Origin of the sequence: Stenotrophomonas terrae (assembly GCF_039674165.1) — a bacterium.
In the GTDB taxonomy this organism is placed as follows: Bacteria; Pseudomonadota; Gammaproteobacteria; order Xanthomonadales; family Xanthomonadaceae; genus Stenotrophomonas; species Stenotrophomonas terrae_A.
In genome coordinates, this window is sequence record NZ_JBDJMY010000017.1 from 61,607 (window position 1) to 76,862 (window position 15,256).

The window sequence follows — 15,256 nt, forward strand, 5'->3', positions numbered from 1 at the left end:
TGTTGTGGGAGCGGCGTAAGCCGCGAAGCTGGTCATCTAGATTGCATTGCACGCATGACCTGATGCAGCAATAGCTTCGCGGCTCACGCCGCTCCCACACAAGCCTGCGCAGACTCAGATCTCTTCGTGCAGGCCGCACTCGCGCTTCAGGCCGAAGAAGCGGGTGTCTTCCTCGCGCATGCCCGGTTCCCAGCGGCGGGTGGTGTGGAAGTCACCGATCGATACGTAACCCTGCTCCCATAGCGGGTGATAGGGCAGCTGGTGCTGCTGCAGGTAATTCCACACGTCGCGGTCGTTCCAGTCGGCAATCGGGTTGACCTTGTAGCGCTCGCCGCGCCGCTGCAGCACCGGTGTGCTGGCGCGGCTGGCGGACTGGCTGCGGCGCAGGCCGGTGAACCAGGTGCCCACCTGCAGGTCGTCCAGGGCACGCTTCATCGGTTCAACCTTGCGCAGGTTGTTGTACTGCTCGATGCCGACCACGCCCTGTTCCCACAGGCGGCCATGGCGGGCCTCCATCCATGCGCGGCTGACCTGCGGTCGGTACACCTTGAGGTTGAGCTTGAGCCGGTCGGTCAGTTCGTCGGCGAAGCGGTAGGTTTCCGGGAACAGATAGCCGGTATCGACCAGGATCACCGGAATGTCCGGGCGCTGGCTGCTGAGCAGGTGCAAAGTCACCGCCGACTGCGCGCCAAAGCTCGACGACAGCACATGCGCGCCGGGTGCGTTTTCCAGCGCCCATGCCACACGCTGCTGCGCATCCATGGCGTCGAGCAGCGTATTGAGCTGGCCCAGATCCTCCGGCAGGCTTGCCGGGGCGGGGTTCGATGTCTTGGGCAGGGCGCTCATGCTTGCAGTTCCACGGAAATCTGGCGGTGGGTGGGGTAGGGCGGCAGGGCTACGATGCCGCTGCGGTACAGGAAGTCACCGAAGCCTTCCTCGGCATCGCGCTCGCCGGCATAGCGGGCGAACAGCGGTTCCAGTGCGGCCAGGATGTCCGGTTCGCTGATGTTTTCGCGGTACAGCGTGTTCAAGCGCTGGCCGCGATGGTCCGCGCCAAGCATCAGGTTGTAACGGCCCGGTGCCTTGCCGACCAGGGCGATCTCGCCCAGATACGGACGCGAGCAGCCATTGGGGCAGCCGGAGATGCGCAGCAGGATCGGCGCTTCGGCCAGGCCGTGCTGCTCCAGCAAGGGCTGCAGCTTGGCGCTGAACTCCGGCAGGTAGCGTTCGGCCTCGGCCATGGCCAGGCCGCAGGTGGGCAATGCCACGCAGGCCATGGCGGCACGGGCCAATGCGGTCGGCGCGCGGTTGCCCGCATCCAGGCCGGCGCTGTGCACGATGGCGTCGATCTGCGCGCGTTGTGCGGCCGCCACGCCGGCGATCACCAGGTTCTGGTTGCCGGTCATGCGGAACTCGCCTTCAAGGATGCGGGCGATCTCGCGCAGGGCGGTGAGGTGCGGTGCGCCGGGCAGGTCGGCGATGCGGCCGGCCTGCAGCGACAGGGTCAGGTGCCAACGGCCATCGTCGCCTTCGACCCAGCCGTAGCGGTCGCCGTTGTGGGCGAAGGCGGCCGCGCGCGAAGGCGCGAAGCGGGTGCCAGCGCGGCGTTCGATTTCGGCAACCACGGTGTCCAGACCGTGGTCATCGATGGTGTATTTGAAGCGGGCGCGCTTGCGCAGCTCGCGGTTGCCCAGATCGCGCTGGGTGGTAACCACCGCGGTGGCGACATCAAGCAGCGCATCGCGTGCAATGAAACCGACGCTGTTGGCAATGCGCGGGTAGGTCTCGGCATCGCCGTGGGTGGCGCCCATGCCGCCGCCGATCGTCACGTCATAGCCGAGCAGTTCGCCGGCATCATCGAGTACGCCGATGAAACCCAGGTCATTGGCGTAGACGTCCACGTCATTGAGCGGCGGCAATGCAAAGCCGATCTTGAACTTGCGCGGCAGGTAGCGTGCGCCGTAGATCGGCTCTTCTTCGGCACCGCTGCTGGCCACGCGCTCTTCGTCCAGCCAGATTTCGTAGTAGGCGCGGGTATTGGGCAGCAGGTGCTCGGAAGTGCGTGCGGCATCGGCGTACAGCGTGGCATGCGCGCTGGACAGCAACGGGTTGGCGGCGACCAGCACGTTGCGGTTGACGTCGCCGCAGGCGGCCAGGGTGTCAATCAGCGCGGCATTGATGGCCTGCATCGTCGCCTTCAGCTCGCGCTTGATCACGCCGTGGAACTGGAAGGCCTGGCGGGTGGTGATGCGCAGCGAATGGTTGCCGAAGCGGGTGGCGATGGCATCGAGCTTGAGCCACTGCTGCGGGCTGATCACGCCGCCGGGGGTGCGGGTGCGGATCATGAACTGGTAGGCCGGTTCCAGCTTCTGCCGGCGGCGCTCGTCGCGCACGTCGCGGTCATCCTGTTGGTAGCTGCCGTGGTACTTGATCAGGGTCTGGTCGTCTTCGCGCAGGGCGCCGGTGACGGGGTCGGCCAGGCTTTCCAGCAGGGAGCCGCGCAGGCGGTTGCTGTCGGCCTTTATGTTTTCAACGGAGTGGGTGCTCATTGCGTTCGCTATCTGGAGTGTGTGGGTGCACTGGTTTGTGGGAGCGGCGTCAGCCGCTAAGCCGTTGCTGCATCAGGCCGCAGCAGCGGGCCAACAACACTCAATACACATCCCGTCCATAGCGCCCCTCCGTGTGCAGTCGCGTCAGATAGTCGCGGGCATCGTCTTCATCCAGCCCCCCGTGTTCGCGCAGTACATCCAGCAGCGCTGCATGCACGTCCTTGCCCATCGCAATGGCGCCGCACACATAAAGATGCGCACCGTTCTGCAGCCAGTCGTAGAGATCACGGCCGCGCGTACGCAGGCGCTGCTGCACATAGATCTTGTCGTTACGCGAGTCCCTCGCAACAGCCCGCACATCCGTGTGCGGGGGTTCAACTTGATCGCGGGAGAAGGCCAGATCCAGGCGATGCAGTTCCTTGCGCCGCAGCGCGTCCTGCCATTCGCTCTGATAGAGAAAATCGGTGTTGAAATGGCGTGCGCCGAAGAACAGCCAGTTGCGGCCGCTGGCGCCGATCTCGGCGCGTTCCTGCACGAAACCCCGGAACGGGGCGACGCCGGTGCCTGGCCCGATCATGATGATGTCGCGGCTGCTGTCGGCAGGCACCCGGAAGCGCTCGTTGGCTTCCACATACACCGGCAGCTGCGCGCCTTCTTCCAGGGCGGTGAGGAAGCCGCTGGCCGCGCCGATGTGCTCGCTGCCATGGGCGTGGTAGCGCAGTTCATCGACGGTGAGGTGCACTTCCTCGCCTACGCGCTTGCGGCTGGAGGCGATCGAGTACAGGCGCTGGGTGGCAGGACGCAACGTACCGAGCAGGTCCTGGGCATTCCATTCGGCCGGCCAGCGGCGCAGCACATCGACCAGTTGGTGGTTTTCGAACACAGCGGCCAGGTCGCTCTTCTGCGCCGGATCCAGCAGCCGTGCGAGCTCCGGATGCGCGCTGCGCTCAGCCACGGCGGCCAGCAGCGGGCGCGAGATGCGGGTCAGCTCACGGTGTTCGCCCAGCCACTGGCTCAAGGAGCGCTGGTGGCCGTCGTGTTCAATCTGCAGCGCGCCATCAAGCCCGGTGACGTCGAGTACCGCTTCGACCAGTTCGGCCGGGTTGCGGTGCACAATACCCAACGCATCGCCAGGTTCGTAGTGCAGGCCGCTGCCTTCCAGCGACAGCTCAAGGTGTTGCACGGACTTGGCGGCGATGCCGTAGCGGGCATACGCCGGCCCCTTGAAGTCGCGGCCGCTGATGACCTGCCGCGACAGCAGCTCGGCGGTGAACGGATGCTGGGCGGTCCAGGCGCCGGCATGGCGCAGCGGCGTGACATTGCTGGGCAGGGCGGTGATGTTTTCGCCGATCACCGTGCGGGCGTTGCTCAGCGCCTGGGCGCGCCACGGCGTGACCACGCTGTCGATGTCCAGATCGGCCTCGCCGACCGCCTGCAGGCGGGTAGCGCCCAACTCGGCCAGGCGGGTGTCCAGCTTGCGGGCGATGCCGCAGAACTCCACATAGCTGGAGTCGCCCAGGCCGAGCACGGCGTACTTCAGCTCCGGCAGCTTGGGGGCGCGCTTGCCGGCGATGAATTCGACCAGGCCGATGGCGTCGTCCGGGGGATCGCCCTCGCCCTGGGTGCTGATCACGATATAGAGCAGGCGCTCGTTGACCAGCTCGCGGGTGGCGTAGGCATCGGCGCGGACTACCCGCACCGGCAGGCCGGCGGCTTCGGCCTCGGCAGCCAGTTGCTCGGCGGCGCGCCGGGCGTTGCCGGTCTGGCTGCCATAAACCACGGTCAAACGGGCCTGCGCTGGCTGCGCGGCTTGGCCGCCGGAGATGACGGTAAGAGCAGTGGGAGAGGTACCCTGCGCCAACCCGGCGGCAAACCCGGACAGCCACCACAGGCTGTTGCCATCCAGACCGGCTACCAGTTGCGACAGCAGGACCCTGCGGTCTTCGGGCAAGGGGCTGGGTGGCACGGTGGCGGCGGCGGTCATTTCCATTCCGGTCTGGGTAGGGATGACCGATGCTAGGTACAGCCTGCCATCAGGGGAAAGGAGCAGCGGTTATCGCTTCATGCCTTGCGTTTATTTCAATCGGCGCGGTGACCCCTCCACACTCGGCGAACAGTCCGGAGCCTCGCCCGGCTTCGCTGCTACCCTTGCCCTCGGGCCCCGCCTCCTTGATTCGGCACGCAATGACCGTCACTGCATCCCTGTCACACCTCGACCGCCTGGAAGCGGAGAGCATCCATATCCTGCGTGAAGTCGCCGCCGCCTTTGACAACCCGGTGCTGATGTACTCGGTGGGCAAGGACAGCTCGGTGCTGCTGCACCTGTTGCTGAAGGCGTTCGCGCCGGGCGTGCCGCCGATTCCGTTGCTGCATGTGGACACGCGCTGGAAGTTCGGCGAGATGATCGCCTTCCGTGACCGCCGCGTCGCCGAAACCGGCACCGAGCTGCGGGTGCATATCAACCCGGACGGCGTTGCCCGCGACATTGGCCCGATCAGCCACGGCCCCAGCGTGCATACCGATGTGATGAAGACCCAGGGCCTGAAACAGGCGCTGGACAAGTGGAAGTTCGATGCGGCCATTGGCGGTGCACGCCGCGATGAAGAAAAATCACGCGCCAAGGAGCGGGTGTTCTCGTTCCGCAACGACCGCCACCGCTGGGACCCGAAGAACCAGCGGCCCGAATTGTGGAACCTGTACAACGCGCGCATCCATCAGGGTGAGAGCGTGCGCGTATTCCCGCTGTCCAATTGGACCGAGCTGGATATCTGGCTCTATATCTATCGCGAGAAAATCCCGGTGGTGCCGCTATACCTCGCCGCTGAGCGACCCGTCGTCGAGCGCGATGGCAGCCTGATCATGGTTGACGATGACCGCCTGCCGCTGCATCCGGGCGAGGTACCGCAGCTGCGCAAGGTGCGTTTCCGCACCTTGGGGTGCTATCCGCTGACCGGTGCGATTGAATCCGAAGCAGATACGCTGGAGAAGATCATCGCCGAGATGCTGGTGTCCACCAGTTCCGAGCGGCAGGGCCGGCTGATTGATCACGACCAGTCCGCCTCGATGGAGAAGAAGAAGTTGGAGGGGTATTTCTGATGAGCGCCGTGACCACTTCTTCCGACATCGCTGCCTACCTCAAGACCCACGAAACCAAGCCGCTGCTGCGTTTCATCACCTGCGGCAGCGTCGATGATGGCAAGAGCACCCTGATCGGGCGCCTGCTGTATGAAAGCAAGCGTCTGTTCGACGACCAGTTGTCCGCGCTGGAGGCAGACAGCCGCCGCCACGGCACCCAGGGCGAGCGCATCGATTACGCGCTGCTGCTGGACGGGCTGGCTGCCGAGCGCGAGCAGGGCATCACCATCGATGTGGCCTACCGTTACTTCGATACCGACCGTCGCAAATACATCGTTGCCGACTGCCCGGGGCATGAGCAGTACACCCGCAACATGGCCACCGGCGCTTCGACCGCCGATCTGGCGGTGGTGCTGGTGGATGCGCGCAAAGGCCTGCTGACGCAGACCCATAGGCACAGCTACATCATTTCGCTGCTCGGCATCGGCCAGGTGGTGCTGGCGGTGAACAAGATGGATCTGGTCGATTACGACCAGTCCGTATTCGAGCGCATCGTCGCCGACTACCTGGCGCTTGCGGCACAGCTGGGTATTGCCAACGTGCAGGCGATTCCGTTGTCGGCGCTGGAAGGACAGAACCTGTCCACGCGCTCGGCGGCGATGCCCTGGTATGCCGGCCCCAGCCTTATCGAGCACCTGGATACGGTCGAGCTGAGTGCGCACGACGTCGCCAGCGGGCTGCGGCTGCCGGTGCAGTGGGTCAATCGGCCGAACCAGGATTTCCGCGGTTTTGCCGGCACCATTGCTGCTGGTCAGGTCCGCGTGGGTGACGAAGTAGTCGTGCTGCCGTCGGCGCGTCGCTCCACGGTCAAGCAGGTGCTGGGCCCGGATGGTCCGCTGGCCATTGCTTCGACCGGGCAGGCAGTGACGCTGACCCTGGACGATGAAGTGGATGTCAGCCGTGGTGACGTGATCGCCGCAGCCGGCGACCCGCCGGAAGTGGCCGATCAGTTCGCCGCTCATGTGCTTTGGATGGACGATGCCGCGCTGCTGCCGGGCCGGCCGTATTGGCTGCAGATTGGCAGCCGCACCGTGGCCGCCAACATCAGCGAGATCAAGCACCGCGTCGATGTGAATACGCAGGAGCGGCTGGCGGCCAAACGCCTCGAACTCAACGAGGTGGGTTACTGCAACCTGTCGCTGGATGAACCGGTGGCCTTTGCCCCTTATGCGCAGAACCGCGCGCTGGGCGGCTTCATCCTGATCGACCGGCAGAGCAATGCCACGGTCGGCGCCGGCACCCTGGATTTCGCCCTGCGCCGTGCCGGCAACGTGCATTGGCAGCATCTGGACGTGGACAAGGCCGCACGGGCGCGGATCAAGGGCCAGCAGCCCAAGGTGCTGTGGTTTACCGGCCTGTCGGGCGCGGGCAAGTCCACCGTCGCCAACCAGGTCGAGAAGCGTCTGCATGCGCAGGGTGTGCATACCTTCCTGCTGGATGGCGACAACGTCCGCCACGGTTTGAACCGCGACCTGGGCTTCACCGACGAGGACCGTGTGGAAAACATCCGCCGTGTGGCCGAAGTGGCACGGCTGATGGCCGATGCCGGGCTGGTGGTGCTGGTCAGCTTCATCTCGCCGTTCCGCGCCGAGCGGCAGATGGCACGTGAGCGCTTCGACGACGGTGAATTCATCGAAGTCTTCGTCGATGTGCCGCTGCAAGTGGCTGAAGCACGCGATGTGAAGGGCCTGTACCGCAAGGCCCGTGCCGGGCAGATTCCCAACTTCACCGGTATTGATTCGCCCTACGAAGCCCCGGAAACCCCGGAGCTGCACCTGCGCGCCGACACGGACAGCGTGCCGGAGATGGTGGAGCAGGTGTTGCAGGCGCTGCGCTGAGATTTGTCGCGGGGTTTGGTTGCGAGGTTGTAGGAGCGGCGTAAGCCGCGAAGCCACAACACCATAAGCCCCGGATTCATCTGCAATTGCAGCTTCAACCCCCTCCCTTGCGCCGAAGGCGGAGGGGAGGGTTGGGGAGGGGTAAGCTTTGCGGCCTTTCGGGCGTTATGAGCTTCGCGGCTGACGCCGCTCCTACAACAAGCCAGCAATCCCACAAAACGCACAGTACCCCCCTAACGGCACATCCGGCCGTCATCTGGCATCGCTAGACTGCTTGATCGTGTATCAGATGGGACTGTGTATGTTCGCGCGATTTGCCGTCACCGTTGTCGGTGGCACTGTCTTGGCGCTGGCGCTGGCCGGATGCAACCGCAAGAACGCCGAGGCGCCCCGGCAAGCTGCCGGCGCGGTGCTGGTCACCACCCAGATCGTCGAAGCCGCGCCCTGGAGCGATTCGCTGCAGGCCAACGGCACCGCCAAGGCGCGTGAATCGATCATCGTCACTGCCAAGGTCAGCGAGATCATCGACAAGGTGCACTTCGAAAGCGGCCAGCAGGTCGCCACCGGTGCGCCGCTGGTGACCCTGCGCGGCCAGGCCCAGCAGGCCGCGCTGGCCCAGGCCCAGGCCACCTTCTCCGAGGCTGACCGCCTGTACAAGCGCCAGCGTGAACTGGCTGCGCAGCAGCTGGTTGCGCATTCCACCCTGGATACCCAGCAGTCGATCCGTGATGCCGCCGAAGCCCGCGTGCAGCAGATGCGCGTAGATATCACCGACCGCCAGGTGCGCGCGCCATTCGCTGGCGTACTGGGGATCCGCCAGGTCAGCCCGGGCTCGCTGGTCACCCCGACCACCGCCATCGCCACCCTGGATGACATCTCGCGCATGCATGTCGATTTCCAGGTGCCGGAGGCGCAGCTGTCCTCGCTGCAGAATGGCGACAAGGTCAGCGGCAGCAGCATCGCCTACCCGGGGCGCAGTTTCGAAGGCGAGGTGAGCACCATCGATGCCCGCGTCGATCCGGGCAGCCGCGCCATCACCGTGCGCGCCGATTTCGACAATGCCGACCACGCGCTGCGCCCGGGCATGTTGCTGGATGTGCGTCTGTATCGCCCCGAGCGCAGCGCGCTGGTGATACCGGAGATCGCCGTGGTCCAGGTGGGCCGCGATTCCTACGTATTCCGAGTCAAGGCCGACGACAGCGTCGAGCGCGCCGATGTCAAAACCGGCACCCGGCGTGCCGGCGTGGTGGAAATCATCGAAGGCCTGAAGGCCGGTGAGCGCATCGTGGTTGACGGTACCGGCAAGCTGCGCCCGGGTATCCGCATCCAGGATGACGCTGCGGCCAAGGCCGCCACGCCGGCAACGCCTGCCGCAGAGCCTGCGGCAACCAAGACGGCGAGCGCCGGATGAAGCTGTCCGACCTTTCGATCAAGCGGCCCGTGCTGGCCGTGGTGATGAGCCTGCTGCTGCTGGTGCTGGGCGTGATGTCGTTCAACCGCCTGACCCTACGCGAGCTGCCGGCGATTGATCCGCCCATCGTCTCGGTATCGGTGGATTACACCGGCGCCTCGGCGGCGGTAATCGAAAGCCGCGTCACCCAGGTACTGGAAGATGCGCTGGCCGGTATCGAAGGCATCGATACCATCAACGCCCGCAGCACCAATGGGCGGGCCTCGGTCAGCATCGAGTTCAACGCCAATCGCGATATCGAAGCGGCCGCCAATGACGTGCGCGATGCGGTCAGCCGCGTTGCCGACCGCATGCCCGAGGAGGCACGGCCGCCGGAAATCGCCAAGGTCGAGAGCGATGCCGACCCGATCATCTGGTTCAACATGACCTCCTCGACGATGGACACGCTGGAGCTCAGCGACTACGCCGATCGTTATGTGGTGGACCGTTTCTCCAGCATCGACGGCGTGGCCCAGGTGCGCATCGGTGGCCGCCAGCGCTATGCCATGCGGGTGTGGCTGGACCGTGACCAGCTGGCCGCGCGCGGCCTGACCGTCACCGAGGTGGAAACCGCGCTGCGCAACGAGAACGTGGAACTGCCGGCCGGCCGCATCGAATCGACCGACCGCGATTTCACCCTGCGCGTGGAGCGCAGTTATGTGGCGCCGGCGGATTTCGCCAGCATCCCGCTGGGCAAGGGCGCCGATGGTTATGTGGTGCGGCTGGGCGATGTGGCCAAGGTTGAACTGGCCTCGTCCGAGCGCCGCGCCTATTACCGCAGCAATGGCGAGCCGGGCATCGGCCTGGGCATCGTCAAGACCTCCACCGCCAACGCGCTGGACGTGGCACGCGACACCCGCGCCGAGGCCGAGCGGGTTGCGCAGACCCTGCCCAAGGGCACGCAGATATTCGTCGCCTTCGACAACACCACCTTCATCGAGGCGGCAGTGGAACGCGTTTACGCCACGCTGGTTGAAGCGATGCTGCTGGTGCTGGTGGTGATCTGGCTGTTCCTGGGCAGCCTGCGCGCGGCGCTGATTCCGGCGGTGACCGTGCCGGTGTGCCTGGTTGCCGCGTTCATCGCGCTGTTTGCGTTCGGCTTCTCGATCAACCTGTTCACCCTGTTGGCGCTGGTGCTGTGTATCGGCCTGGTGGTGGATGACGCCATTGTCGTGGTCGAAAACGTGCAACGCCGCATCGATCTGGGCGAACCCCCATTGGTGGCGGCGCGCCGCGGTACCGCACAGGTGGCGTTCGCGGTGATCGCGACAACCGCGGTGCTGGTGGCGGTGTTCCTGCCGGTAGGTTTTCTGGAAGGCAATACCGGCCGTCTGTTCCGCGAACTGGCGGTGGCGTTGGCGGCGGCGGTGGCCTTGTCGGCCTTCGTCGCGTTGACGCTGACGCCGATGATGGCCTCCAAGCTGCTCAAGCCGCATAGCGAGCAGAAGGTGAGCCGGCTGCATGGGTTCATCAATCGTCAGCTGGAACGGTTGTCGGCCGCCTACGGGCGGGTGCTGGACCGCCACGTGCAACGCAGCTGGGTGTTCGGGCTGGTGATGCTGGGCGCGCTCGGTGCCAGCTGGGGCTTGTTCAAGCTGATTCCCTCCGAGCTGGCCCCGGCCGAGGACCGCGGCTCGTTCCAGGTCATGATCGACGGCCCGGAAGGCGCCGGCTTCGACTACACCGTGGAACAGGTGCAGCAGGTCGAGAAGATCGTCTCGCGCTTCGTCGGTGCAGACGAACCCATCGTCCGCGCCAACCCGCGTGTGCCCGGTGGCTGGGGCAACAGCGAGGAAATGCATACCGGCCGTATCAGTGTGTTCCTGCAGCCGTGGCGTGACCGCAGCGAGGCCACCAGCGATGTCGCCAACGAACTGCAGAAAGAGTTGAACGACCTCAGCGGCGTGCGCGTGCGCACGATGGTCGGCGGCGGCCTGGTGCGCAGCATGGGGCAACCGTTCCAGATCGTGCTTGGTGGCCCGGAATATGCCGAGATCGCGCAGTGGCGTGACCGTCTGCTGCAGCGCATGGAGGCCTATCCCGGCCTGGTCGGCGCGGACTCGGATTACAAGGAAACCCGGCCGCAGATGCGGGTCAACATCGACCGCCAGCGTGCGGCCGACCTTGGCATCTCGGTCACCGACATCGGCCGTGCGCTGGAAACCATGATGGGCTCGCGCCGCGTCACCACCTTCGTCGACAACGGCGAGGAATATGACGTGCTGGTGCAGGCCGGTCGCGAAGGACGTGCCTCGCCGGCCGACCTGTCGGCCATCCAGGTGCGGGCGCGTTCGGGCGAACTGGTGCCGCTGTCCAACCTGGTCACGCTCAGCGAAGTGGCCGAGGCCGGCAGCCTCAATCGCTTCAACCGCCTGCGCTCGATCACCATCAGTGCCAATGTCGCACCCGGCCATACGTTGGGTGAGGCCATTGCCTGGGCCAAGCAGGTGGCGGCCGAGGAACTGCCCGAGTACGCGCAGATTGAATGGAAGGGCGAATCGCGCGAATACCAGAGCGCGGGTAGCGCGGTGCTGCTGACCTTCGCCATGGCCTTGCTGGTGGTCTACCTGGTATTGGCCGCGCAGTTTGAAAGCTTCATCCATCCGCTGGTGATCATGCTGACCGTGCCGTTGGGTGTGCTGGGCGCGTTTGTCGGCCTGTACCTCAGCGGCGGCACGCTCAACCTGTTCAGCCAGATCGGCATCGTCATGCTGGTCGGCCTGGCGGCCAAGAACGGCATCCTGATCGTCGAATTCGCCAACCAGCTGCGCGACGAAGGGCGCAGTGTGCACCAGGCCATCGTCGAGTCGTCGATGGTGCGCCTGCGGCCGATCCTGATGACCTCGATCGCCACCGTGGTCGGCGCGATTCCGCTGGTCGTGGCCGGCGGCCCCGGTTCATCCAGCCGCGCCACCATCGGCATCGTGGTTATTTTCGGTGTCAGCGTGTCCACCTTCCTGTCGCTGTTCGTGGTGCCTGCGTTCTATGCGCTGCTGGCGCCGTACACGCAGTCGCCGGAAACCGTGGCCAATGAATTGAACCGGCTGGAAGCCGATACACCATCGGTGGGCGGCCATGCGTGAGCCACTGCTCGGCGGTCGCGTCCAGCTGCGCCCATGGCAGGCCGGGGACCTGGATGCGTTGCTGGAGCATGCCAACGACGCGGCGGTCTCGCGCGGGCTGAGCACGCGCTTTCCCTATCCCTACACCCGCGCCGATGGCGAGGCATTTCTTGATGGCCAGGTGCTGGACCTGCGGGGGCAGGTGTTTGCGCTGGTCATTGATGGCCAGGCCTGCGGTGGTATCGGGGTTACCCAAGGCTCTGGCGAGCGCCGGCATTCGGCGTCGTTGGGGTATTGGCTGGGCCAGCGCCATTGGGGGCAGGGCATCATGACCACGGTGGTCGGGGCTTACGTGCCGTGGGTGATGGACACGCTGGAGCTAGCGCGGCTGTCCGCACAGGTGATGGCCGGCAACCCGGCCTCGGCGCGGGTGCTGCTGAAGAATGGATTCGCTGAAGAGGGCACCGAGCGCCAATCGGTGTTCAAGGACGGGCAGCTGCACGACATGCGCTGCTTCGCCCGTATCAGGACTTGGCTGCAATCCGCGTAGTGGCCCTGCACATCCGGGGCTAATCGTGGAAAAATCGGCCAGCCCCGGGATTCCGGGCTTTGGCTACCTTTCAGCTTTCCGGGGAATTACGTGGAATCCATCGTCGAATCGATCAACGGCATCATCTGGAGTAACGCGCTCATCTTCATGTGTCTGGGCGCGGGTCTGTGGTTCAGTGTGCGCACCCGCTTCATGCAGATCCGGGGTTTCGCCGAGATGTGCCGGCTCACCGTGCGTGGCGAGAAGTCCGATGCGGGCGTGTCCTCGTTCCAGGCGCTGGCCATGTCGATGGCTGGGCGCATGGGTATCGGCAACATCGCTGGCGTGGCCACGGCCATTGCCTATGGCGGCCCGGGCGCGATCTTCTGGATGTGGGTGATGGGCTTCCTCGGTGCTGCCACCTCGTACGTGGAATCGACCCTGGCGCAGATCTACAAGACCAAGGACGCCGAAGGCCGTTACCGCGGTGGCCCGGCGTACTACATCGAAAAAGCCATGGGCGTGAAGTGGTACGCGGTTGCTTTTGCCGTGGCCACGGTGATCGCCGCCGGTTTCCTGCTGCCGGGCGTGCAGGCCAATGCCATCGCCGACAGCGCGGTCAACGTGCTGTGCACCGGTGCTGATGCCTGCGCATCGGTGGGCGGTGCAGCCAGCATGAAATTGTGGATCGGCCTGACCGTGGCGGTGCTGCTGGGCATCATCATCTTCGGCGGCGTCAAGCGCATTGCCAGTTTCGCCGAGGTGATCGTGCCGTTCATGGCGCTGGGCTTCATCCTGATGGCGATCGTGGTGATGATGCTCAACGCCAGCAAGGTGCCGACGATGTTCGCGGACATCTTCTCCAGTGCCTTTGGCGCGCATGCGGCCTTTGGCGGCATCATCGGCCAGGCCATTGCCTGGGGCGTCAAGCGCGGCATCTACGCCAACGAAGCCGGCCAGGGCACCGGCCCGCACGCCGCCGCTGCCGCCGAGGTCTCGCACCCGGCCAAGCAGGGTTATGTGCAGGCTTTCGCGATCTATTTCGACACCATGCTGGTGTGCACCTCGACCGCGTTCCTGGTGCTGTCCACCGGCATGTACAACGTGTTCCGTGAAGTAACTGTGGACGGAGTGACCAAACTGGAGGCCATCGTCACCGGCGTGCCGGGCGTGCAACCTTCCGAGGGTGCCCTGTTCACCCAGGCCGCAGTGGAGTCGGTGATGCCAGGCTGGGGTGCGGGTTTCGTGGCGCTGGCGCTGTTCTTCTTCGCCTTCACCACGATCATGGCCTATTACTACATGGCCGAAACCAACCTGACCTACCTGGCCGGCAGCAACCGCACCCACCCGGCAGCGATGCTGGTGCTGCGTCTGGGCATCATGGCGATGGTGGTGTTTGGCGCCTACCACAATGCGAAAATGGCCTGGGCGCTGGGTGATATCGGCGTGGGCTTGATGGCTTGGCTGAACGTGGTCGCCATCCTGATCCTGCAAAAGCCTGCCATGCTTGCACTGACCGACTATGAGCGGCAGAAGAAGCAGGGCCTGGACCCGGTCTTCGATCCCGATGCGCTGGGCATCAAAAATGCCGATTTCTGGCGTAGAAACAAGTAATTCAAAGGAACCGCTGTGAGTAATCCCTGGAACAACCGTCGCCCTTCTTCGCGGCCACCCCGCGCAACCCCGGCTGCGCCGACAGCCGCACGTGAGGGCGATGGTGTACCGGTACGCGGCGGTGATGAAATGCGTCTGTACGGCGTCAACGCCGTACAGGCGATGTTTGCCAAGCGCCCGCAGGCGCTGCGCAAGCTGTACCTGACCGAAGAGATGATCCCGCGCCTGCAGCCGGTGCTGAAGTGGTGCGTGGCCAACCGCGTGGGTTACCGCGTGGTTGGCGATGGCGACCTCAACAAGCTGGCCGCCACCACCCACCACGAAGGCCTGGTGGCTGACGTGCAGAAGCAGGAGCCGCTGCCGCTGGCGACCTGGCTGGCCTCGCTGCAGGACGGTCCGGCGCTGGCGTTGTGGCTGGACGGTGTAGGCAACCCGCACAATTTCGGCGCGATCCTGCGCTCGGCAGCGCACTTCGGTGTTGCTGCGATCCTGCTGCCGGCCGACTCGACGCTGGCTTTGTCTGGCGCTGCCGCACGCGTTGCCGAAGGCGGCGCCGAGTCGGTCCCGCTGGTTCGCTTGCCGGCCTTGCCGCAGGCTGTTGCCCAGCTGCGTGATGCCGGTTTTGGGCTGGCGGCGACGCTGGTTGCCGATGGCCAGAATGTATTCACCGCCGAGCTGCCTGATCGCATGGTCTACGTGATGGGTGCCGAAAGCGCAGGCATGGACCGTGACTTCGCGCAGAGCTGCGACCTGCGCCTGTCGATTCCCGGCAGTGGCGCGGTGGAAAGCTTGAATGTGGCCTCGGCAACAGCCGTATTCCTGGCCAGCTGGAGCAGCCGCAAGTAAAGCCATGTAGTGCCGAGCCATGCTCGGCAGAAGCTCTACCGGCAAAACCAAAGCCGCAAGGTAGTGCCGAGCCATGCTCGGCAGAGGCCTTACAGGTGAAGCCCCTGCCGAGCATGGCTCGACACTACAGGAATCAAAATCAACAAAGGCGCCTTGCGGCGCCTTTGTTGCCACCTGCGGGGGAATCACTCCCGCGGCGGCACCACATCCTTGGCTTCGCTGCCGAAGCTGCC

General features: G+C 65.2%; 10 protein-coding genes. 7 read left to right on the forward strand and 3 right to left on the reverse strand.

Annotated features, from left to right (window positions below):
* Window positions 1-114: 114 nt before the first annotated feature.
* From ABE493_RS09970 to ABE493_RS09980, 3 genes are all read right to left on the reverse strand, one after another.
* Entirely contained in the window at window positions 115-846 is a 732-nt protein-coding gene (locus ABE493_RS09970; protein WP_346498774.1) for a phosphoadenylyl-sulfate reductase, read from the reverse strand.
* On the reverse strand, window positions 843-2,561 hold the full coding sequence (cysI, locus tag ABE493_RS09975; protein ID WP_346498785.1) for an assimilatory sulfite reductase (NADPH) hemoprotein subunit: 1,719 nt from the start codon (window positions 2,559-2,561) through the stop codon (window positions 843-845). The genes ABE493_RS09970 and cysI overlap by 4 nt, the downstream gene beginning before the upstream one ends.
* 88 nt (window positions 2,562-2,649) lie before the next feature.
* The gene (locus ABE493_RS09980; protein ID WP_346498775.1) at window positions 2,650-4,533 is read right to left on the reverse strand and encodes an assimilatory sulfite reductase (NADPH) flavoprotein subunit; all 1,884 of its coding nucleotides are present in this window, start codon (window positions 4,531-4,533) and stop codon (window positions 2,650-2,652) included.
* A 200-nt stretch (window positions 4,534-4,733) separates the two neighbouring features.
* Between ABE493_RS09980 and cysD the strand changes: the two genes are divergently transcribed.
* The 7 genes from cysD (at window position 4,734) to ABE493_RS10015 (ending at window position 15,023) form a co-directional block, all read left to right on the forward strand.
* Window positions 4,734-5,645: a sulfate adenylyltransferase subunit CysD gene (gene cysD / locus ABE493_RS09985; protein WP_430980753.1), complete on the forward strand. Its 912-nt coding sequence runs from the start codon at window positions 4,734-4,736 to the stop codon at window positions 5,643-5,645.
* Complete coding sequence (gene cysN, locus ABE493_RS09990; RefSeq protein WP_346498777.1) at window positions 5,645-7,522, forward strand: sulfate adenylyltransferase subunit CysN; 1,878 nt, start codon at window positions 5,645-5,647, stop codon at window positions 7,520-7,522. The genes cysD and cysN overlap by 1 nt, the downstream gene beginning before the upstream one ends.
* Before the next feature lie 301 nt (window positions 7,523-7,823).
* Entirely contained in the window at window positions 7,824-8,933 is a 1,110-nt protein-coding gene (locus ABE493_RS09995; protein WP_346498778.1) for an efflux RND transporter periplasmic adaptor subunit, read from the forward strand.
* The gene (locus ABE493_RS10000; protein WP_346498779.1) at window positions 8,930-12,055 is read left to right on the forward strand and encodes an efflux RND transporter permease subunit; all 3,126 of its coding nucleotides are present in this window, start codon (window positions 8,930-8,932) and stop codon (window positions 12,053-12,055) included. The genes ABE493_RS09995 and ABE493_RS10000 overlap by 4 nt, the downstream gene beginning before the upstream one ends.
* A complete protein-coding gene (locus ABE493_RS10005) occupies window positions 12,048-12,584 on the forward strand; it encodes a GNAT family N-acetyltransferase (protein ID WP_346498780.1) in 537 nt (178 codons plus the stop codon). Before ABE493_RS10000 ends, ABE493_RS10005 begins: the two co-directional genes overlap by 8 nt.
* A gap of 147 nt (window positions 12,585-12,731) precedes the next feature.
* Window positions 12,732-14,177: an alanine/glycine:cation symporter family protein gene (locus ABE493_RS10010; protein WP_430980755.1), complete on the forward strand. Its 1,446-nt coding sequence runs from the start codon at window positions 12,732-12,734 to the stop codon at window positions 14,175-14,177.
* Window positions 14,178-14,192: 15 nt separating this feature from the next.
* Window positions 14,193-15,023 (forward strand): TrmH family RNA methyltransferase, encoded by an 831-nt coding sequence (locus ABE493_RS10015; RefSeq protein WP_346498782.1) that lies wholly within the window; start codon window positions 14,193-14,195, stop codon window positions 15,021-15,023.
* The last annotated feature ends 233 nt before the right edge of the window (window positions 15,024-15,256 follow it).